The sequence below is a fragment of the Olsenella sp. kh2p3 genome (assembly GCA_900119625.1).
Classification (GTDB): Bacteria; Actinomycetota; Coriobacteriia; order Coriobacteriales; family Atopobiaceae; genus Tractidigestivibacter.
Map to the genome: position 1 here is coordinate 99,965 of FPKD01000003.1, position 21,918 is coordinate 121,882.

Here is a 21,918-nt window from a genome sequence, read left to right on the forward strand (position 1 = left end):
TGCGTTTAGAAACCTACACGCAATGATTCCGCCACAAATGTTCGGTTGGCACAAGAAAGCGGACCCGGAAGTCCGGGCCCGCAAGACAGCCACAACGCACAGTTGCTCGGCGAAACGTGCTACTTGAGCGAGGTTGGAATCAGGCTTGAAGCGGGAATGAGCTTGCCGTCGCTGTACACAAGGCGCTCGCGCGTGCGCTCGACCTTGGGATCGGGGATGGGGATGGCGGAGAGCAGTGCCTTGGTATACGGGTCCTGGGGGTTGGTGAAGACCTCCTCGGTATCGCCGTACTCCACGATCTTGCCCAGGTGCATGACGGCCACGGTGTCGGAGATGTGGCGAATCACGGCGAGGTCGTGCGCAACGAAGAGGTAGGAGATCTTCAACTGCACCTGCAGATCCTCGAGCAGGTTGATGATGCCTGCCTGGATCGACACGTCGAGCGAGGCGATGGGCTCGTCGAGAAGGAGCAGCTTGGGGCTTGTGGCGAGGGCGCGCGCGATGGCGATGCGCTGGCGCTGGCCGCCGGAGAACTGCGACGGGAAGCGGTCGACGTAGTCCGGGTTGATGCCCACGAGGTACATGAGCTCGCCGATGCGCTTGTTGATCTTGTTCTTGTCCCAGCCCTGCGCCTCGAGGGGCTCTGCCAGCACGTCGTAGATGGGCATGCGCGGGTCGAGCGAGCTCATGGGGTCCTGGAAGATGATCTGGAGGTTGCGGCGCAGCTCGCGGCGGTCGCGGGCGCTCTTAAGCTCGGAGGTCTGCTTCCCCAGGACGGTGATCGTGCCCTCCTCGGGGACCACAAGGTCCATAATCTGCATGAGCGTGGTCGACTTGCCCGAGCCGGACTCGCCGACAAGTGCCAGCGTCTCGCCCTCGTGGATGGTGAACGAGGCGTGGTCGACCGCCGTCATGGTCCCCTTGTTCCTGCGGATGAGGCCCTTGCCCTGGATGGGGAAGGTCTTCACCAGGTCCTTGACCTCAAGCACCACAGGTCGCTTGTCGCGCGGGACGTCGGCCCACTTGGGCAGCAACGGCTCGAGCGCCGGGTAGACGTCCGCGTAGGTAAGGTGCTTGTCGCGAATCTCGTCCATGTGGTGGCACGAGACCAGGTGACCCTCCCCCGCCTCGATGGGCAGAAGCTCGGGCTCGGTCTTGCGACACTCGTCGGTTGCCATGGGGCAGCGCGGCGAGAAGGGGCAGCCTGCGGGAATGGCCGCAAGCGAGGGCGGATTGCCCTTGATGGGAACCAGGCGATGCTCGGCCGCCACGTGGGGCTTGGGCACGGCGCCGAGAAGACCCATGGTATAGGGCTGAGAAGGACGCTCGAAGAGCGTGTCGATGCTCGCGCGCTCCACCGCCCGGCCGGCGTACATGACCATCACGTCATCCGCGGTACCGGCAACAACGCCCAGGTCGTGGGTGATGAGCACGACGGCGGCACCAGTCTCCTTCTGCGCGACCTTAAGGATGTCCAGGATCTGTGCCTGGATGGTCACGTCGAGGGCGGTGGTGGGCTCGTCGGCGATGATGATGTCGGGGTTGTTCGCGATAGCGATGGCAATCACCACGCGCTGGCGCATGCCACCGGAGAACTCGTGCGGGTATGCGTCCAGGCGGTTCTCGGGATCGGTGATGCCCACCAGGGTGAGCAGCTCGATGCAGCGCTTGTGCACCTGATCCTTGGGCATCTCGGGATTGTGGATGAGAAGCGCCTCGGCAAGCTGGTCGCCAATGGAGAACATGGGCGTCAGGGCCGAGAGCGGGTCCTGGAAGATCATCGAGATGCGCGCGCCGCGGATCTTGGACATCTCCTCGTCGCTCTTGCCGATGAGCTCCTCGCCGTTGAGCTTCACCGAGCCCGTGACGTGGGCGTTATCGTCGAGAAGCCCGATGAGCGAGAGGGCCGTGACAGACTTGCCCGAGCCGGACTCGCCCACGATGCCCAGCGTGCGCCCGCCCCAGAGGTCGAAGCTCACGTCGCGCACGGCGTGGACCACGCCGGCCTCGGTGTTGAAGGAGACGCGCAGGTTGCGAACGCTCATGACGGGGTCGCCGGTCGGCGCGCCCTTGGGTCCGTTGGACTCGAGCAGCTCGTAGCGAAGCGTGTCGTCCATGGTTGTGGTGCTGTTGGTGTCAGACATGCGTGCTTCTCCGTCTACTCGTGGTCGGATCCGGCGGCGGTGCTGCCAGCAGCCGCGGTGGCCTTCTCGGCCTCGTCCTTCTTGGACTCCTCGTCGGCCACCTCGCCCGCGGCGCGGGAGTAGGGGTCGAAGGCGTCCCTCAGCCCGTCGCCGATGAGCTGCATGCTCACGCACAGGACGATGAGGACGACCGAGGGGATGAGGACGATCCACGGGGCGGAGAGCATGGCGGAGGAGCCCTGCGAGAGGATGTAGCCCAGAGAGGTGTCGGGCGCCTTGATGCCCAGGCCAAGGAAGCTGTAGGCCGTCTCGGAGTTGATGCCGCTGATGACGCCGAGGACCGTGTCGATGACCAGGATCGAGCCAAGGTTGGGGATCAGGTGGCGAACGATGATCTTGATCGAGGGCACGCCCATGTACTTGGCCGCGCGCACGTAGTCGCGCTCGCGCAGCGAGAGCGCCATGGTGCGCAGCGTCCTCGCATAGCCGATCCAGCCAAAGGCCGTGAGGCCGAGGATGAGCATGAGCCAGCCCTGCGTCCCGGATGCGGCACGCACGACCATGGCCACGAGCAGGAAGCTCGGGATGACAAGCAGCATGTCCAGAAGCCACATGCCGATCTTCTCGCCCCAGCCGCGCGCGTAGGCGATGGCCGTGCCCACGATGGCCGAGATGGCGGTCGTGAGGATGGCGTAGGTGAGGCCGATCACGAGGGAGCGGCCAAGGCCGTGGACCACGCAGGCAAAGAGGTCAAAGCCTCCGCCATCGGTGCCAAACCAGTGGCGCGCGTTGGGCGCAACGTTGATGGCCGTGAAGTCGGGGTCCGTATAGCCGAACTTGCAGATGAGGGGCCCAAAGATGGCGAGAAGCACCAGGATGCCCAGGATGGTAAGACCCACCACAGCACTTCTCTGCCTGAAGAACCTGCGTGCGATGAGGTTTGCGTAGCTGATGCGCTTGACCTCGCTGGGGCCGGCAGCGTCGGCCTGGAGCTCGAGCTGGGCGTTGGTGAGCTGCTCGTTCTTGTTGTTCTGCTCTTCCATTGCCATCTCCTAGCTCATCTTGATGCGGGGGTCGAGCGCCGCGGCGAAGAGGTCCGCGAGCAGGGCACCCACGAGCGTGCAGGCGCCCGAGAAGGCGGCGACCGCGACGGCACCGTTGATGTTGTTGTTATTGATGCAGTTGATGAAGTACTCACCCATGCCGTGGATGGCGAAGATCTTCTCGGTCATGACGGCACCGGTGAAGATGCTCGCGATGGAGAAGGCAACGTTCACCGAGGTAGGAATGAGGCTGGCGCGCAGAGCGTGCTTACGGATGGCCTGCTTCTTGGTGAGGCCCTTGGCGCGCGCCGTGCGCACGTAGTCAGCGTGCATCTCGTCCAGGAGGTACGTGCGCTGGTTAAGGTGGTAGCCCACGGAGCTGATGATGGTGAGGACGATCGTGGGCAGCAGGATGTGCTGCAGGAAGTCGATCAGCCCAATGAAGAAGTTGGGCCCGTCATAGCTCGAGAGTCCCGTGACGTAGAAGATGCGTTGCCCCGTCTGCTGGTTTATCTCGATGGCAAAGAACACGATGAGGATGGCGAGAACAACCGTGGGGATGACCAGGAAGACCGAGGCTAGGCCGCTCCAGAACCTGTCCTGCCATTGATACTGCCGCTGCGCCGTGTAGACGCCCAGGCTCACGCCGATCACGATGGAGAGGATCGTCGAGAGGAGCATGAGCTTGACCGAAGCGCCAATACGGCTCGAAATCTCGTTGTTCACCGAGTCGCCTGCAGGCGAGAGGCCCCAGTTCCAATCGGTCACGATGTTCGAGAGCCAGCGCTGGTAGCGCTCGGTGACCGGGGTCTTGTCGTTGAGGTTGGCCTTGTCCAGGGACGCCTCGATGGACTCCTGGGACGGCCGCGGCGTACGCGACTCGTAGTTCGAGCGCGGGCTCATGAAAGCGCACGCGAGGAAGTAGGTAAGCGAGGTCGCAACGAAGATCATCACAATGTAGTTGACGATCCTCTTGGCCAGGTACCCTAAAAATCGTGCCATCGAAACTCCTTTGTGCCGTTCGCGCAACCAAAGGAGAGGTGCCGGCAGCCCGTGCCGACACGCCCCTTGGGGGTTCCGCTCGCCCGAGCCATACGGTGCGCAGTCCCCCTGGCACAACGAAAAGGGACGAGTTTTCGCCATATGGCCACCCACGTGTTGCGTGTCACGCAACGCCATGTGGGTCTGACGCAGCACGACACAACATGGGGTAGTCTAGCACCACGTCCACGTTACACAACGGAAAACAGAATGGAAACCAAACGACCAAAACGCCCCACGCCAGTGACCTTGGGTCGAGACGCGGGGCGAATTGATTCAAGAACTGATGGGTTATCTAAAGCTCGATCGACGAATCCTTGATGGGGAACGGCTGACCGTAGTGGCAGGCGCAGAAGTGTCCGCCGCCAAGGTCGCAGAAGTCCGGGTGCTCCTTGGCGCACTTCTCCGTAGCAAGCGGGCAGCGCGTGTGGAAGCGGCAGCCGGAGGGCGGGTCGATGGGCGACGGCGGGTCGCCGGCAAGGATGATGCGCTTGCGCGAGTGCTGGATGTCGGGGTCGGGCACGGGGACCGCCGAGAGGAGCGACTGCGTATAGGGATGGCAGGGCTTCTCGTAGAGCTCCTTCCAGTCCGCGTACTCCATGAGGTTGCCCAGGTACATGACAGCAACGTGATCAGAGACGTGCTGCACCACCGAGAGGTCGTGAGCGATAAAGAGATAGGCCGTCCCAAACTCCCGCTGAAGATCAGCGAGGAGGTTCAAGACCTGCGCCTGGATGGAAACGTCAAGCGCCGAGACCGGCTCGTCGCAGATGATAAGCTTGGGCTTTAAGGCAAACGCACGCGCAATGCCCACGCGCTGGCGCTGGCCGCCCGAGAACTCGTGCGGGTAGCGGTTGATGTGCTCGGGGTTCAGGCCAACCATGTCAAGAAGGGACGCAACGTACTTGGTGCGCTCTGCCTTGTCCGACATCACGTTGTGGATGACGAGGGGCTCGGAGACGATCTCGCCGATGGTCATGCGCGGGTTGAGGCTCGCGTAGGGATCCTGGAAGATGTACTGCATGTCTCGGCGCATGGCCTTGAGCTCCCTGCGGTTCATCTTCGTGACGTCCTTGCCATCGAAGGTGATCTTGCCGGAAGTGGGCTCGATGAGGCGCATGATGCAGCGGCCCGTGGTGGACTTGCCGCAGCCGGACTCGCCGACCAGGCCAAGGGTCTGGCCGGGATAGATCTGGAAGCTCACGTCGCTCACGGCGGAGACCTTGCGCTTCTCGCGAGAGAAGACGCTCGAGTCTACCGGGAACTCCTTGGTGAGGTGCTCGACCTTAAGGAGAGGCTCTGCCATTACGCCTCGCCTCCCTTCTCGGCCAGCTCAGGCGCTGCTGCCGTGGTCCTGCTCGTCTTGGGGGCATTCTTGGTGACAAAGTCCTTGTCAAGCGCGTAGTGGCAGCAGGAATAGTGATTGGGACCAACCATGATGCGGCCAGGACGCTCGGAGCGGCACTTGTCCGTGGCATACGGGCAACGCGGCGAGAACGCACAGCCAGATGGCAGCGTCACGAGCGAGGGCGGGTTGCCCTTGATGGGCGTGAGCGGGTGCTTCTCGGTCATGACTGGATCGGGGATCGAGCGGATGAGACCCCAGGTGTAGGGATGCGTGGAGTTGTAGAAGATCTCATCGGCCGTACCAAACTCCACGGGATGCCCCGCGTACATGACCATGATCTTGTCGGCAACGTCGGCAACAACGCCCAGATCGTGGGTAATCATCACGATGGCGTTGCCGTTCTTCTTCTGCATCTCGCGCATGAGCTCGATGATCTGCGCCTGGATGGTCACGTCGAGGGCCGTGGTGGGCTCGTCGGCGATGAGGATGTCGGGGTCGCAGGCAAGCGCCATGGCAATCATGACGCGCTGGCGCATGCCACCGGAGAACTGATGCGGGTAGTCCTTGACGCGCTGCTCGGGGTTGGGGATGCCCACCATGTCGAGAAGCTCGATGGAGCGCTTGAGTGCCTCATCCTTGGAGTAGCCGCGGTGCAGGCGCATGCCCTCGCCCAGCTGGCGACCAATGGTGTAGACCGGGTTCAGCGAGGTCATGGGGTCCTGGAAGATCATCGCGATGTCGTTGCCGCGGATGTCCTGCATCTGCTCCTCGCTCATCTTGAGGAGGGACTGGCCACGGTAGCGAACGTCACCCCCCTCGATGCGTCCCGGGGGCATGTCGATGAGGCCCATGATGGTGAGGTGCGTGACGGACTTGCCCGATCCAGACTCGCCCACCACGCCGAGCGTCTCGCCGCGGTCGAGGGTGTAGGACACGCCGTCCACGGCCTTGACCACGCCGTCCTGCGTGTGGAAGTACATCTTGAGGTCGTCGACCTCAAGAAGGTGCTCTCCTTCGGGGACGGGCTGGTCCTTGAGGTGCATCTGCACTCTAGTCTTCTTCTCGAACATGGCTTAGGCATCCTTCATCTTGACGTCGAGGGCATCGCGCAGACCGTCGCCCAGGAGGGTGAAGGCAAGCACTGTGGTAAGGATTGCGAGGCCGGGCATAATCATGAGCCAAGGCTGGGTAGCAAGGTAGGTGGCTCCGTCCTGGATCATAATGCCCCAGGACGGGTTGGGCGCCTGGACGCCCATGCCCAGGAACGAAAGGGCCGCCTCGGTGAGGATTGCGGAGCCGATGTTCATCGTGGCGTAGACCACGATGACTGCCACGGAGTTGGGGAAGATGTGGCGGGCGATGATGCGCGCGTCGGAGGCGCCCATCGCACGCGCCGCGTCAACGTAGTCGTTCTCCTTGACAGTGAGGATTGCCGAACGGAACACGCGGGCGATGGACGGCCAGCCCAGGATGCCGATGGCGATAAACACGTTCTGGATGCCCGGCCCAATGACCGCAAGCATCGCGATGACAAAGAGCGTGTACGGGAAGGCTAAGAAGATGTCGGCCAACCTCATGATGATGGTGTCCCAAATGCCACCGTAATAGGCGGCAAGTGCGCCCATGATGAGGCCCAGCACGGTCGAAATGGCAGTTGCAAGAACGCCGACGGCAAGCGAGATCCTCGAACCGTAGATAACGCGGCACAGGACATCACGACCAAGTGTGTCCGTACCAAATGGGTGATCGGGGGACGGTGCAAGCCTCGAGTTCTGGGCCATGGTTGCCGAGTCGGTCTCAGTGGGATTGCCAAGCGTGCCTGGGACCCAGAGATCTGCCGTAAGCGCGACAACAATGACAATCCCAATCCAGATTATGCCAATCACGGCCAGCTTGTTGCGCTTAAGCCGCTTCCAGGCGTCGCCCCACATGGTTCTGGACGAGGTTTGGGCGTTGACGGCAGCTGCGGCGGCCTTCGCGGAGAAGATGCCAAGGGTGTTCTCGTCCTTTGGTGCCCCAGATGTCTGTGTGGTGTTTTCTGCCATGCCTGCCTACCTCTCGTTCTTTGGTGCGCCAAAGCGGATGCGCGGGTCAAGGAAGGCATAGCTCACGTCAACGACAAGATTGATGACCATGACCACGACCACGATGACGGTAACCGAGCCTAGCACCAGGGGCCAGTCGCGCTGGGTGATGGCGCGGTATGTCTCATAGCCAACTCCAGGCCAGTTGAAGACCGTCTCGGTCAGAATGGCACCGGCAAGCAGCCCGCCGAAGTCCATGCCAATGTAAGTGACAACGGGGATGAGCGCATTCTTGAGGGCGTGGTGGATGACGATGTCCTTACGAGATAGGCCCTTTGCCTTTGCCGTACGGATGTAGTCCTGGTTCATGACTTCAAGCAACTGAGACCGCATTATGCGGGCCGTATATGCCATTGAGATTGCTGCCAGAGTGAATGCGGGGAGTATGTAGTACATCCAGTCCTGAAATTCGGCATATGGCCCACCGGCACCTGATATGGGCAAATAGAAGGCACCGCCGGTCGCATCCTTAAGAAAAACGCCAAAGAACAACTGCAAGAGCATGCCCAGCCAGAACGCAGGCATGGAGACGAACAGGGCCGAGAGGAACGTTACAAATATGTCCCAGAATGAGTAGCGCTTGAGTGCGCTCACTATGCCGGCACCTATGCCGAGCACCGCCTCCATGATGATTGCCACAATGGCAAGTCTCACGGTGTAGGGGTACTTGTCTGCCAGGATGCTCGAGACCGACTGGCCCGACTTCTGGTAGCTCACGCCAAGGTCCCCGTGGAGAAGGCCACCAACGTAGAGGAAGTACCTCTCCCACATAGGGGTCTCGATGGTGTTGCCGTTCTCGTCATACTTGATTGTGCCATCATCGTTCGTCTCGATGAGGTGGAAGGAGGCGCGCAGGTTGTTCTCGGTGACGGGGTCGAGCTTCTTGTCGCCGGCAATCAACCTGATTGGGTCTCCCGGAACGATGTTCTCGAGGGAGAACAGAATCAGCGTGACTCCCAAGAACACCGGGATGAACTGCAGAACGCGCTTGATGATGTATTTTCCCATGGTCACTCCCCTGCCACCGCATGGGACGAGCGAATAGATGCCGATAAAAGACAGGGCGGGGCACCGGAGCCCCGATGCCCCGCACGAGCTTGTGGGGACTAGGCCTGGACGCTCGCCTCACCTAGGTGGGCAATGCCTGCCGGGTCGTAGTACAGGCTCTGAATCCTCTCGGAGCCAATGTGGTCGTGCGCGTAGAACATGATGGGGATGACCGGCATGTCCTCGCCCAGGAGCTTGCAGGCCTCGCGGTACTCGGACTTGCGCTCGTCCTCGTCGGTGACCTTGCGGGCCTCCTCGACGAGCTTGTCGAACTCGGGGTTGGAGTACTTGCCGTAGTTATTCGACGAGGTGCTGTAGAAGTTGGGGTACAGGAAGTTGTCCATATTGGGGTAGTCGGCAATCCAGCCCATTCGGGCAAGTTGGAAGCCACCGCCATCGAGCGCGGTGAGGTAGGTAGCCCACTCCTGGGAGTTCTGCTGAACGGTCACGCCAATAGCCTCGAAGTCGCCCTGGATGATGGACATGATGTCCTCGTGGCCACCGCCGGAGTTGTAGGAGAGCTTCACCGTGAGATTGCGCTTGCCATCCGCGTCTGCGGTGTAGCCAGCGCTATCAAGGATCTCTTTAGCCTTGTCGGGATTGTAGTCGCAGTACTCCCAGGTGGAGTCGGGAGAGTCGTCAATCAGCGGCGGGAAGCAGCTGGTAGCGGGCTTGCGGGAGCCCTCGAAGAGCGTGTCGCAGATGTTCTGGCGGTTGATGGCAAGACTGAGCGCCTGGCGGACCTCCTTCTTGCCAAGGTTCTCGTCTCCCATCTCGCAGATGAGCCAGTAGGTCGCGGCCTCAGCACCGGTGAGAACCTGCTTCTTCGGCGTCACGGTATAGCCGTCATCGGAGGTGCCGTACTGCTGCTCGACCTCGCCAAGGCGGCCGGAGGGCACGGAGCAGAAGTCGATGTTGCCGGCCTGGAACTCCTTGAATGCGGTATCCGGGTCCTTCTGGATGGAGAAGTTCACGGCATCGAGCTTTGCGGGGGTGCCGTAGTAGCCGTCGAACTTCTTGACGTTGATGTACTGGCCGGAGACCCAGGTGCCATCCATCTGGAAGGGGCCGTTGCCGATGGGGGCAACGAGGAAACTGTCGGGATCGTCACGCGCCGCCTTAGGAACAGGCACGAGCGCCTGGTGGGCGCAGACGAGCGGCCACTCGGACATGGGCGTGGTCAGGTCAAAGACGAGCGTGTAATCATCCGGGCATGTGACGCCAGAGATCTCGTCGGCCTCGCCCGCCTGCATCTCCTTGGCACCCTTTACGGGGTCGAGGTGGTAGGCAACGTCCGAGGGGGTCTTCATCGTTGGGTCGCAGATGCGCTCAAAGGCGCGCTTGAAGTCCTCTGCCTTCACGGTGTCACCGTTGTGGAACTTGCAGTCCTTGCGGATGTGGAAGGTCCACTGGGTCGCGTCGTCGTTGGACTCCCAGGACTCGGCCGCCGCCGGCTCAAGCTCCTTGGTGTCGTAGTTGTACTTGGTGAGGGAGTCGAACAGGCACTTCGCAACCTGGGTGCCCTCGGACTCCTGCGTGTTGTAGGGGTCGATGGCAACGGGGTCGTTGATATAGTACTTCAGCACGCCGCCCGTGCTGGCTCCCGCATCAGAGGAAGAGCCACCCGAAGTCGCACTTCCAGAGTTATTCTTGCCGCATCCCGCGAGGCCGGCCAGTGCCGCTGCGGCAACGCCGCCCTTGATGAAGCCTCGACGAGAGACTCCGCCAAATCTGTCTTCCATATGCTCCTCCTCTTCCACGCCAACTTGAATACCAAAGCACCAAGTCCCACCTTGATGTTGTGACCTAGCGTAGCGAGTCAATGTTTCTAAACAGTGTTCATAAAGGACGAATGGTCTACATGTAACGTTAAGAACGTAAATAGAAAAACTTACGAAATGACTACGTAATTACTCGTTAATGTAACCCCAGATTGCCAAGGGTTACGCCCCGCTTAAAAGGAGCGAACGGCATCCGGAGTAATCCGCTCGGCCACGGCAACCGCAACCTCCGCCGTCATCTTTACGTCATAGAGCGTGCACAGCGCGGTTCCCGAGTGGACGTAGCGACTGGGAACGCCAGCGACCACGCAGGGAATGTCAAGCATGTGGGTGGGGCCGCCGTCGGTGCCGCCGCCCTCCCGCACGCTCGTTTGGCAGACAAGTCCCGCCTCCGCCGCACATTTGAGGACAAAGCGCTGGTAGCGAGGGTTCGTAATCATGCAGCAGTCAAAGTAGCGAAACATGGGGCCATGGCGAAAGGCAGTCTGGACGTCATCGGGGATGGTAAACGTGTCATCTGCCGGGCAGCCCTCAAACATGAAGGCGACCATGGGATCGAAGTGCAGCGCCGCTGCCAGCACGCCGCGCTCCCCCACCTCCTCCATCGAGCTCACCGAGGCAACAACGTCAAAGGGTAGATCCGTGCGGCTAGAAAGCTCGCGCAGGGCGAGGAGCTCTGCGGTGACTCCTGCGCGGCAGTCGAATGCCTTCCCCAACGCAACGCCAGTCTTCTCGTTGTACTCGAACTTGGTGGCCGGGACAAAAGGCTCGCCCATACCCATATGGAAGACGTTTATCGCCTCCTCCTTGGAGGTGGCGCCAACGTCCAGGATGAGCTGCAGCTCTCCGGAGGCGCGCTCGGCAGCGCTCATGAAGTGGGGCGGCTTCACGCCAATCACGCCATGGACCCACTCGCCAAGCGTGTTTCTCACCAGCACGTCCTGGCCGGTGAGCACGTTGGGAGAGAAGCGTCCTAGTTCAACGAAGGTCATCGTGCCGTTGGAGCGGATGGACTTGACCATGCCTCCAACCTCGTCGCCGTGGGCATCGAGCATGAGCACGGGCTTCTCGCCTGTAAAGTTCTTGGGGGTGACGAGTGCGTCGTGGACGCTGTTGGTCTCGACCTTTGCCCACCCTTGGCAGAAGTCGCGCACGACCTCTATGGTCTCGTCCTCGAAGCCCGAGGGGGACTTTGCGTTAGAGAGCCTGCCGAGAAGGTCCACGACCTCGCTATCGTTGAAATCCATTGCCACTTGCCTCTCTCCTGGGAGCCAATATCGCGTACGTGCTGACGTTACTTGCCGCCATTGCCGCCGTATGCCTTGGTAGTGCGGACGGGCATGGGCGCGGGAAGCGGCGCGCGCTTGAGGGCGCCGATGAAGTCGACGAGGTAGCTGGCCACGCCGTCCATCATCTGGCCTCCCCACTCCGGGTTGGCGTCCGCTGGGTCGTCGGGGCCAATCCAGCCGTTGCCGGCGTAGCGGCAGGCGTCACGCGGAATGGCAACGTGGGCGCCCTTGAACTCAACGTTGTCCCAGCCAGACGTGGGAAGCTCGTCGGAGATGTCGTTAGCAAGCGCCATGGGGCCAAGCTCGGAGGAATCCACAAGCGAGGGGTCGACGGCCATCACCGCAGCCGTCTCCTCTGCCCCGCCATGGCCACCGCCCCACGCAGGGTTGAGCTCGCCTGCCATGAGCCACCAATCCGCCCTTGCCGCGAGGCACCCTCGCCTATTGAGCTCCTCGCACACGCTTGAGATGGGCTTGATGTTGGGGCCGTGGCCGTTGATGAAGAGGAACCTTCTTGCTCCATAGTCGTAGAGCTGCATGCTGAGCGTCCGGACAAGCGAACGGAGAAGGTCATAGCCTATCGAGAGCGTTCCCGGAAACCCCAGGAGGTCATCCGCGTTGCCAAAGGGAATCGTGGGCGCAATGAGCACGTCCTCGCCAAGGGCAGCATCAATCTTTTCCAGCAGCAGATTGGGTGCAAGGGTGTCTGTTCCCAGCGGGTTGTGCCTCCCGTGCTCCTCCGTGCTTCCTATGGCCATGACGACGAGGTCGTTTCCCTGCTCAAAGTAGTCTTTCACGGCAGGCCAGGTACTCAGCTCGATGCGCATTTCTCCTCCTTGTTGTCCGCCCGTCCCTCGGCAGGCGGGAACGCCTGGTACAGATGCAGCTATGCAGTGTGCGCTACTGGTCGAGGTGCTCCGTTGCCCGAGAGAAGTCGATTGGCTCGGGCAGCTTCTCTGCCTCGAGGGCGTGCGTGAACTCCTGAAGCCACGCAGCCGTACCCTCGAGCATCTCCTTGCCAAGCTCCGCGCTTGCCCCGCGTGGATGGTCGTCGTGGCCTTCGGCAACCCAACCGGAGCTTGCAAAGCGGGCAAGCCTGCGCGGGAACTCCACCTCCGCACCGCCAAAGCTCACGCTGTTCCATCCCGTCGAGGGCATGTCGGCCCCAATGTCGGGGAGCAGGTTCTCGTCTGTCACCTGCGACATGTCAACGGAGGCCGGGTCTATGGCGAGATTGGCGCTGGTCTCCATGGCGCCACCATGCCCGCCGCCCCATGCGGGATCAAGCTGCGGGGCAACCCTCCACCAGTTGACCACCGCCGCAAGGCAGCCGGCATCGTTCAGGTCCATCGATGCCATCGAGAGCGACTTAACATTGCCGCCATGACCATTGAGAAAGACGAAGCGGCGTGCGCCATAGGCTCTGAGCTGCCGCGTGATACTCGAAAGGACGTCGTAGAGCCCCTGGACGCCAAGGCTCACCGTGCCAGGGTACCCAACAAGGTCATCCGTTGCGCCATAGGGAAGGGTTGGAGCCACAAGATACGTCCCGTCGCGCTGTTCCAGCAGCTCAAGGATCTTGTCTGGCGCCATGGTATCGGTGCCCAGCGGATTGTGCCTGCCGTGGCACTCCGTCGAGCCAACTCCAATAATCACCAGGTCGTGCTCCTTGAAGTAGTCACGAACCTGCGTCCAGGTGCTTCTCTCCATGTACATGTGGCATCCTCCTTGTGACAAGCCTTTATGTCACCAGCATAGGCTTGCAAGCGTTTAAGGATGCCAACTCGATGGTTTAATGTCCCACCTGTTAACCAAACCCTTGCATGCAGACAAAAAAGGACGGGGGGCACACGCCACTCCGTCCCGCATGAAAGCGCTTTTTCGAGAAGGCCTAGCCGGCCAGGCCGATGGTTCCCGTGGGGAAGGTCACCGCCATCACGATGACGCACACAACGAAGATGACGGAGGTGATGACTGTGAGCCTGTCGAGGTTCTTCTCCCAGATGCCAGAGCCGGCGGAGGCATTGTAGAGCGAGGAGGCAATCATGTCAGAGACGCCCGTGCCCTTGCCCGAGTGCATGAGGACGAGAGCCACGGTGAGCAGGCCGGAGATGAACAGCAAGACAAGGAGGATGACGTTGAGGACGTTCACGGATTCTGGCTCCTTCGAGAGCGGATGGGCTGTATGCAATGTGATTCAGCATAGCATATGGTGATACGCGTGTTTTATCGTTTTTCTCATTTCACAACTCAGATTACGTCCGGCGAGCGGCGCGATGAACGGCGCGAGTTCCATGGGTGATACAGTCTTCTCCGGAGCTTACCCGAGGACTTTGGAAGGGAGCAGGAATGGAGAGACCAAACGCCTGGAAGGGCTATGGCGAGAAGGACCTGGCGCAGCTCACTGAATTCTGCGAGGGGTACAGGAAGTTCATCTCTGAGAATAAGACGGAGCGAGAGTGCTGCTCAACCGCCATCGAGCTTGCGGAGGCACATGGGTATCGCCCGCTTGAGGAGGCTGTCAAGGCAGGCGAGAAGCTCTCGGCCGGCGACAAGGTCTACGCGTCGGTTCGCGGCAAGAGCCTCATGCTCATCGAGCTGGGCACGGAGCCCCTCGAGCAGGGCGTCAACATCCTTGGTGCCCACATCGACTCGCCCCGCCTGGACGTCAAGCAGAACCCGCTCGAGGAGAGAAACGACATCGCCACGCTTGACACGCACTACTACGGCGGCGTGAAGACATACCAGTGGGCAACCCTGCCTCTGGCAATCCATGGCGTTGTTGCCAAGAAGGATGGGAGTGTCATCAAGGTCGTGATTGGCGAGGACCCATCGGACCCCGTCTTCTGCGTCTCCGACCTTCTCCCCCACCTTGCCCGTGAGCAGATGCAGAAGAAGGCGTCCGAGCTCATTGAGGGCGAGCTTCTCGACGTGATTGTGGGCAACCGCCCCAGGGCAGCTAGCGACGGCGCCGAGAAGGACCAAGACAAAGAAGCGGTTAAGGCAACCGTCCTTGATATTCTCGCCGAGAAGTACGACATCACCGAGGAGGACCTACTCTCCGCCGAGCTTGAGATTGTGCCCGCTGGCCAGGCGCGCGACATGGGCCTGGACCGTTCGATGATCCTGGGCTACGGCCAGGACGACCGCTCCTGCGCCTATCCCTCGCTTCTTGCCCAGCTTGCGTGCGAGGCGCCCAAGCGCACCGCCGTCACCATCCTTGTTGACAAGGAGGAGATTGGCAGCCGCGGTGCTACCTCGATGAGCAGCCGCTTCTTTGAGGATGTCATGGCCGAGCTTATCGAGGCAGCCGGACAGGGTACTCCCCTGGCGCTGCGCCGTTGCCTCGAGCGCTCTCGCATGCTCTCGAGTGACGTCTCCGCGGCCTTCGACCCCAACTACTCCTCGGTCTTCGAGGCAAAGAACTCGTGCTTCCTTGGGCGCGGTCTCACCTTCAACAAGTACACGGGAGGCAGCGGCAAGTCTGGCTCCAACGATGCCGACGCCGAGTACGTTGCCCTCATCCGTCGCGTGATGGATGACGCAAACGTCCGCTTCCAGACCGCCGAGCTCGGCCGCGTTGACGCCGGTGGCGGTGGCACCATCGCCTACATCCTTGCCACCTATGGCATGAACGTCATTGACTCCGGCATTGGCGTGCTCTCGATGCACTCCCCCTGGGAGGTCACCAGCAAGGCGGACATCTGGGAGGCCTACAAGGGCTATTGCGCCTTCCTCGCGCTGGAATAGCGGACAGAACGGGCGGAGCTTCTCGCCATTAGAGACGGTGCCTCTTGATGGGTGCGGGCAGTCATGCTCGCACCCATTCTTGTGGGGTCCACGAGCGAGGTGCGGCCATGCGGCTTTCGAGTTGCAGTCGGCGAGCGGTAGGAAAATCAGGCCAAAGGTATCAATACTGCAAACATTTGCTTCAGGCGTGTTTCAGCCCTCAGACACTTTCCTCCAACAGGACGAACATCTTTCTCGAAAAGCAGACGCTGCGGTCATGCGGCGTCTGCATGGGGACAGACGGCGGGAGGAAAAGATGGGTCATTCGATGGATCGTCGCACCTTCATCAAGGGTGGAGCTGCCGCGATGGCTGCCGCAGGACTCGGCGCCTGCGGACAACGCTCGTCCAGCAGCGGAGAGTCATCCAGTGGGGAGGCACCATCCGGAGGAACCATCAACTACGCAATCACGAACCCCACGTCGATCGACCCCTTCGACATTGAGGAGTTCAACGGCACGGCTGTTGCCTCGCAGCTCTTTGACCAGCTCACGGTCTACGACTATGACACAGAGGAGTTGAAGCCCAGCGTCGCCGAGTCCTGGGAGTCGTCTGACGACGCCGCGACGTGGACCTTCCACATCAAGCAGGGCCTCAAGTTCCACGATGGCACCGACGTCACGGCCAAGTCGTTCCAGTACGCCTGGAACCGCATCTGCAACCCCAAGACCACCACTGCGCCGTCTGTGGTCTCGTACCACCTTGCCATGGTGAAGGGCTATGACGACGTGGTCAACGGTAACGCCGAAGAGCTTGAGGGGCTTTCCTGCCCCGACGACTACACCCTCAAGGTCGAGCTCACCGGCCCTTACGCAGACTTCCCCTTTGTGGTGTGCTGCACGCCCCTCTCGCCCATCCCGGACTGCGCGAAGGACAACTACGACACCTACTCCAAGGCGCCGGTTGGCAACGGCCCCTTCCAGATGGATGGCACCTGGAACGATGGCCAGTACATCAACATGAAGCGCTACGAGGACTATGCCGGTGACAACCCCGCCAAGGTCGACGCCGTACACTTCAACATCTACAAAGACACCGACACGGCGTTCCGCGAGTTTGAGGCAGGCAACCTCGACCTCTGCGACATTCCAGCGGGGCGCGTCAAGGAGACGGTCGAGAAGTACGGGCAGTCGGACGACGGCTACACCGGCACCCCCAACAAGCAGACGATGGTTGGCGAGGTTCTGTACACGGAATACCTTGCGTACAACGTGAACGACCCCATCCTCTCTGACAAGAGGGTGCGCCAGGCAATGTCTCTTGCCATCAACCGCCAGAACCTCTGCGACACCCTCTACGAGGGATTTGCGCAGCCCGCAGGCGACATTGTCCCGCCGGGAATCAAGGGCAACGACGAGACCACGTGGCAGTACTGCGCCTATGACGTGGACAAGGCGGGCAAGCTCCTCGACGAGGCAGGCTATCCCGCCGGCTCAGATGGTATGCGCGGCATCGACCTCACCATCATGGTTTCCTCGTCCAACAAGACAAACGAGTTCGAGGTCCTGCAGGGCGACTGGAAGGCCGTGGGCATCAACGTGACCATCGACCAGAAGGAATACGCGTCGATGCTCGACGACTACGTTGCCGGCACCTTCCAGCTTGGATCTCGTGGCTGGACCGCAGACTATCCCATCATGGACAACTTCCTGCAGCCGCTCATGTACACCGGCGTGGGCGACAACGTCTCCCACTACTCCAGCGCCGAGTTCGACGCCAAGCTGGACGAGGCGCGAAAGACCGTGGACGAGGACAAGCGCGTCGAGCTCATGCACGAGGCGGACGCCATTGCGGCCGAGGACATGCCCATCATCCCCATGCTCCACAAGACCCTGAACAAGGTGACCTCGAACAAGTTCACCGGCATCAAGGTCGATGCCGCACGCCTGCCCGAGCTAAGGGACGCAACGCCCGCGCAGTAGTTGCATTTGTCATCATGTAGTAGTCCTGGGCCCACCGGTTGATGCCGATGGGCCCAGATCATTTTCTACGAGAAGACCGCGGACACATGCGCTGCCATATCTCACGTTCCGGCGCCAAAACGGCGCCGGAAGAACTCTTTTGTACGCGATAGTTGCGGCAACGACCCTTCCGGCGCTAAAAGGGCGCCGGAGGGCGTATCTCGTACTGGATTCCGTACGAAACAACCGCTCGGGCGTCATTTTCTCTCCGGAAGGCGCATTTCTGCAGAGAAGGTCTCCGTGCAATCGTGGAGAGAAGCCTCGACGTTCTCGCCTAGCGCTCTATCTGGCCCGGCAGCGGAGACTGAGCGAAGGCGTCGAGGAACTTCACGGCCCAATCCGCAAAGGAGGTGAGCATCTGCTCTCCCCACTCCGCAGACGCCTGCTTGGGATCGTCTTTCCCTATCCATCCGTTCGAGGCATACCTGCGAGCGCGACGGATGAGCGAAGGGTGAACCCCTTCAAACTCGACGACATCGAATCCCTTTGTCTTGATATCGCTACCGCCGTCATCCACAAGGTCCATGGAACCAAGCGCAGAGACATCAACCGATCCTTGGTCTATCCAGAGGTTTGCAGAGGTCTCCTGCGCTCCGCCGTGGCCACCGCCCCACGCGGAATCAAGCTCACCCGCAAGCTTCCACCAGTTGAGGAGGGCAACCTGGCAGCCACGATCGTTGAGGCCGTAGCCGGTCAACGTGAGTGCGCGGGTATTGCCCCCATGTCCGTTCACAAAGCAGTAGTGCCGCGCGCCGTAATGGTAGAGCTGGTCGCAGATTCGGGCACTCACCTGGTGGAGGAGGTCATCGCCAAGCGAGAGCGTGCCAGGATAGTCGATGAAGTGATCGGCCGAGCCAAAGCGAAGTGTTGGGCCAAAGAGAATGCCAGGCCGACGCTCCTCCATGAGCTCAAGTATCCTCTGGGGGGCCATCCAGTCGGTTCCAAGTGGGTTGTGTCGTCCGTGGTTCTCCGTACTGCCAAACCCAAGGACTACCAGGTCATTGCCAGCAAAGTAGGCCTCGACCGCAGGCCATGTCGACTTCTCGAGAAGCAACTTCCGCCACCTTTCTGAGGCAGTGCTTATTCTGCCCCAAATTGCACAAAGGCCCCGGCGCGAATACCGCACCGGGGCCGAATGAGACAAAGGGACTGTCCCTTTGTCTTATGCCATGGCGCTCCTCACCATGGCAGCAAAGCTGTCGGCCTTGAGCGAGGCACCGCCGACGAGCGCGCCGTCGACGTCCTCCTTCTCGAGGAAGCCGCCCACGTTCTCGGGCTTGGCGGAGCCGCCATAGAGGATGCGTATGCCGTCGGCCGTCTCCTGGCCAAAGATCTCGGCGAGGGTCTTGCGGATGGCGCCGCAGACCTCCTCGGCGTCATCGGCCGTGGCGGTCTTGCCGGTGCCGATGGCCCAGATGGGCTCGTAGGCAACGACGTACTTGGAGGGGTCGTCGATCGTGAGGCCCTCAGTGTCCTTCTTGATCTGCTCGACCACGAACTCCACGTGCTTGCCGGCCTCGCGGACCTCGAGGGACTCGCCGCAGCAGGAGATGGGCACGATGCCATGGGCCATCAGGGCCTTGGCCTTCTTGTTGATGTCCTCGTCGGTCTCGCCAAAGTAGCCACGACGCTCGGAGTGGCCAATGATGCAGTAGGTGGCACCAACGGCGGTGATCATGTCGGGAGCGGTCTCGCCGGTGTAGGCGCCCTTCTCCTCCCAGTAGACGTTCTGGACGCCCACGGCGATGGGGGCGTTTGCCTGCTGGATGACCTCGGCGACGCCCTTGACGTCAATGGCGGGCGGGCAGACGACGACGTCCACCGAGCCGGTGCCGTCCTTGAGCTCGTCGACCAAACCCTGTGCGAGGACAACGCCCTCGTCGTAGGTCTTGTTCATCTTCCAGTTACCAGCGATCATCCTGTTACGCATCGAGAAGCGCCTCCACTCCAGGAAGGGCCTTGCCCTCGACGAGCTCCATCGAGGCGCCGCCGCCCGTGGAGATCCAGCTCATCTTGGGAGCCAGGCCAAACTTGTTGATTGCGGCCACGGAGTCGCCACCACCGATGATGGAGGTGCCGCCGTTGGCCTTGACCTCAGCCACGGCCTCGGCAACGGCCTTGGTGCCGTCAGCGAACTCGTCCTTCTCGAAGACGCCCATGGGGCCGTTCCAGAAGACGGTCTTGGCGCCCTTGATGGCATCTGCGTAGAGCTCGCGGGTCTTGGTGCCAATGTCCATGCCCATGCGGTCGTCGGGGATCTTGTCGGAGTCGACGACCTCCTTGACGGTGGGGTTGTCGAAGTCGTCGGTGACAACGTTGTCGACCGGAAGAAGCAGCTTGACGCCCTTGTCCTCGGCCTTCTTGAGGAGCTTCTTGGCCTCGTCGACGTAGTCGGGCTCCTGGAGGGAAGTGCCCACCGTATAGCCCTTAGCAAGGAAGAAGGTGTAGGCCATGCCGCCGCCCACGATGAGGGTGTCGGCGGAGTCGATCAGACGATCGAGCACGGTAATCTTGGAGGAAACCTTGGAGCCACCCACGATGGCGACGAACGGACGCTCGGGCTCGGCGAAGATCGACGTGAGGGTGTCGACCTCCTTCTCGAGAAGGAAGCCAGCAACGGCAGGGATGTAGGCGGCGGGGCCGACGACGGAGCCCTGGGCACGGTGAGCGGTGCCGAAGGCATCGAGCACGAAGATGTCGCCGTAGGAGGCGAGCTTCTTGGCGATCTCGGGGTCGTTCTTCTTCTCGCGCTTGTCGAAGCGGACGTTCTCGAGCACCAGGATGTCACCGGGCTTGACCTCGGCAACGGCGGCAGCGGCCTTCTCGCCGTACGTGTCGTCGACGAACTTCACGTCATAGCCGGTAAGCTCGGCGAGCTTCTCGGCGGCAGGCTTGAGCGAGAGCTCGGGCTCGGGGCCATCGCCCTTGGGGCGGCCGAGGTGGCTCATGAGCACGATGCCGGCGCCGTGCTCCTTGAGGTACTTGATGGTGGGGATGGCGGCCTTGATGCGCGTGTCGTCGGTGACGACGCCGTCCTTCAGGGGCACGTTGAAGTCAACGCGCATGATGATGCGCTTGCCCTCGACGTCGATGTCGCGAACGGTCTTCTTGGTGAAAGCCATGTTCACTCCTTATTGTCGATACGTGCAAAGAATAGGGGCGCGGCCGCGGCCCGAAAGCTGCAAACCGCGCCCCATAGTTACCTCACCGAAGCGTCGACTAGGCGACGAACTTCTCGAAGTACTTGATGGTGCGGACCATCTGAGAGGTGAAGGAGTTCTCGTTGTCGTACCAAGAGGTGACCTGGACGAGGCTCTGGCCGTTGCCGAGCGGGTTGACCATGGTCTGGGTAGCGTCGAAGAGCGAGCCGTAGGTCATGCCGACGATGTCGCGAGAAACGATCTGGTCCTCGTTGTAGCCGAAGGTCTCGGGGATCTTCTCGGAGAAGGCCTTCATCGCGGCGTTGACCTCCTCGACGGTGACCTCCTTGTCAACGACGGCGTAGAGGTTGGTGAGGGAGCCGGTGGGCGTGGGAACGCGCTGAGCTGCGCCGATGAGCTTGCCGTTGAGCTCGGGGAGCACGAGGCCGATGGCCTTGGCGGCACCGGTGCTGTTGGGGACGATGTTCTCCGCGCCAGCGCGGCTACGACGGAAGTTGCCCTTGCGCTGCGGGCCGTCGAGGATCATCTGGTCGCCGGTGTAGGCGTGGATGGTCGTCATGATGCCAGAGACGATGGGGGCGAAGTCGTTCAGGCCCTTGGCCATGGGAGCGAGGCAGTTGGTGGTGCAGGAGGCGGCGGAGATGATGTCATCCTCGGCGGTCAGGGTCTCGTGGTTGACGTTGTAGACGATGGTCTTGAGGTCGGAGCCCGCGGGAGCGGAGATGACGACCTTCTTGGCACCAGCGTTGAGGTGGGCCTGGGACTTGGCCTTGGAGGTGTAGAAGCCGGTGCACTCGAGGACGACGTCAACACCAAGCTCGCCCCAAGGCAGGTTGTTGGCGTCTGCCTCCTTGTAGATCTTGATGGTCTTGCCGTCGACGGTGATGGAGTCCTCACCAGCGGAGATCTCGTGATCGCGGGAGTAGTTGCCCTGCGTGGAGTCGTACTTCAGCAGGTAGGCGAGCATCTCGGGAGACGTAAGATCGTTGATGGCGACGATCTCGGAGCCCTCGTGACCGAACATCTGGCGGAATGCCAGGCGACCGATGCGACCGAAGCCGTTGATTGCAACCTTAACTGCCATGCTTTCTCCTTTCGAGTGGCCGACGGGGCCTCCCCCCGACTGACCATGTAACAACGCCGAAACGTCATTGCTAGGTACATTCTACCGCACGTTTGCCAATCTAAAACGACTAATCCGCAACGCTGGCAAAATTGTGGACGCTTTTTT

The 21,918-nt window shown here is 61.4% G+C and carries 18 protein-coding genes; 2 read left to right on the plus strand and 16 right to left on the minus strand.

What is annotated here, in order from left to right:
* Positions 1-119: 119 nt before the first annotated feature.
* The 12 genes from BT122_RS05485 to secG form a co-directional block, all read right to left on the minus strand.
* Entirely contained in the window at positions 120-2,144 is a 2,025-nt protein-coding gene (locus BT122_RS05485) for a dipeptide ABC transporter ATP-binding protein (RefSeq protein ID WP_072354982.1), read from the minus strand.
* A gap of 14 nt (positions 2,145-2,158) precedes the next feature.
* Positions 2,159-3,187: an ABC transporter permease gene (locus BT122_RS05490; RefSeq protein WP_083432333.1), complete on the minus strand. Its 1,029-nt coding sequence runs from the start codon at positions 3,185-3,187 to the stop codon at positions 2,159-2,161.
* A gap of 9 nt (positions 3,188-3,196) precedes the next feature.
* Complete coding sequence (locus tag BT122_RS05495) at positions 3,197-4,189, minus strand: ABC transporter permease (RefSeq protein ID WP_072354985.1); 993 nt, start codon at positions 4,187-4,189, stop codon at positions 3,197-3,199.
* A gap of 334 nt (positions 4,190-4,523) precedes the next feature.
* Positions 4,524-5,534 (minus strand): ABC transporter ATP-binding protein, encoded by a 1,011-nt coding sequence (locus BT122_RS05500; RefSeq protein WP_072354987.1) that lies wholly within the window; start codon positions 5,532-5,534, stop codon positions 4,524-4,526.
* Complete coding sequence (locus tag BT122_RS05505; RefSeq protein WP_072354988.1) at positions 5,534-6,646, minus strand: ABC transporter ATP-binding protein; 1,113 nt, start codon at positions 6,644-6,646, stop codon at positions 5,534-5,536. The genes BT122_RS05500 and BT122_RS05505 overlap by 1 nt, the downstream gene beginning before the upstream one ends.
* Before the next feature lie 3 nt (positions 6,647-6,649).
* Entirely contained in the window at positions 6,650-7,621 is a 972-nt protein-coding gene (locus BT122_RS05510; RefSeq protein ID WP_083432334.1) for an ABC transporter permease, read from the minus strand.
* A gap of 6 nt (positions 7,622-7,627) precedes the next feature.
* Complete coding sequence (locus tag BT122_RS05515) at positions 7,628-8,668, minus strand: ABC transporter permease (protein WP_072354989.1); 1,041 nt, start codon at positions 8,666-8,668, stop codon at positions 7,628-7,630.
* Positions 8,669-8,766: 98 nt separating this feature from the next.
* Positions 8,767-10,449, minus strand: coding sequence for a peptide ABC transporter substrate-binding protein (locus BT122_RS05520; protein ID WP_072354990.1), 1,683 nt, complete (start codon positions 10,447-10,449; stop codon positions 8,767-8,769).
* Positions 10,450-10,661: 212 nt separating this feature from the next.
* Positions 10,662-11,735, minus strand: a complete 1,074-nt coding sequence (locus BT122_RS05525) for a M42 family metallopeptidase (protein WP_072354991.1) — start codon at positions 11,733-11,735, stop codon at positions 10,662-10,664.
* Positions 11,736-11,782: 47 nt separating this feature from the next.
* Positions 11,783-12,604 carry a creatininase family protein gene (locus BT122_RS05530; RefSeq protein WP_072354992.1) on the minus strand — a complete coding sequence of 274 codons (822 nt, stop codon included), beginning with the start codon at positions 12,602-12,604 and terminating at the stop codon, positions 11,783-11,785.
* A gap of 73 nt (positions 12,605-12,677) precedes the next feature.
* Complete coding sequence (locus BT122_RS05535) at positions 12,678-13,493, minus strand: creatininase family protein (protein ID WP_072354994.1); 816 nt, start codon at positions 13,491-13,493, stop codon at positions 12,678-12,680.
* A gap of 175 nt (positions 13,494-13,668) precedes the next feature.
* Positions 13,669-13,929 carry a preprotein translocase subunit SecG gene (gene secG / locus BT122_RS05540; RefSeq protein WP_072354995.1) on the minus strand — a complete coding sequence of 87 codons (261 nt, stop codon included), beginning with the start codon at positions 13,927-13,929 and terminating at the stop codon, positions 13,669-13,671.
* Positions 13,930-14,126: 197 nt separating this feature from the next.
* On the opposite strand from secG, the gene BT122_RS05545 reads away from it, so the two are divergent.
* Positions 14,127-15,527: an aminopeptidase gene (locus tag BT122_RS05545; RefSeq protein ID WP_072354996.1), complete on the plus strand. Its 1,401-nt coding sequence runs from the start codon at positions 14,127-14,129 to the stop codon at positions 15,525-15,527.
* Positions 15,528-15,822: 295 nt separating this feature from the next.
* Positions 15,823-17,487: an ABC transporter substrate-binding protein gene (locus BT122_RS05550; RefSeq protein ID WP_072354997.1), complete on the plus strand. Its 1,665-nt coding sequence runs from the start codon at positions 15,823-15,825 to the stop codon at positions 17,485-17,487.
* A gap of 313 nt (positions 17,488-17,800) precedes the next feature.
* Here the strand turns inward: BT122_RS05550 and BT122_RS05555 are convergent, their stop codons facing one another.
* The 4 genes from BT122_RS05555 to gap all read right to left on the minus strand — a co-directional run bounded on the left by BT122_RS05555 (position 17,801) and on the right by gap (position 21,771).
* Positions 17,801-18,580, minus strand: a complete 780-nt coding sequence (locus BT122_RS05555) for a creatininase family protein (protein WP_072354998.1) — start codon at positions 18,578-18,580, stop codon at positions 17,801-17,803.
* Positions 18,581-18,688: 108 nt separating this feature from the next.
* On the minus strand, positions 18,689-19,456 hold the full coding sequence (tpiA, locus tag BT122_RS05560; RefSeq protein ID WP_072354999.1) for a triose-phosphate isomerase: 768 nt from the start codon (positions 19,454-19,456) through the stop codon (positions 18,689-18,691).
* Complete coding sequence (locus BT122_RS05565) at positions 19,449-20,648, minus strand: phosphoglycerate kinase (RefSeq protein ID WP_072355000.1); 1,200 nt, start codon at positions 20,646-20,648, stop codon at positions 19,449-19,451. The genes tpiA and BT122_RS05565 overlap by 8 nt, the downstream gene beginning before the upstream one ends.
* A gap of 97 nt (positions 20,649-20,745) precedes the next feature.
* Entirely contained in the window at positions 20,746-21,771 is a 1,026-nt protein-coding gene (gene gap / locus BT122_RS05570) for a type I glyceraldehyde-3-phosphate dehydrogenase (RefSeq protein ID WP_072355001.1), read from the minus strand.
* Positions 21,772-21,918: the final 147 nt, after the last annotated feature.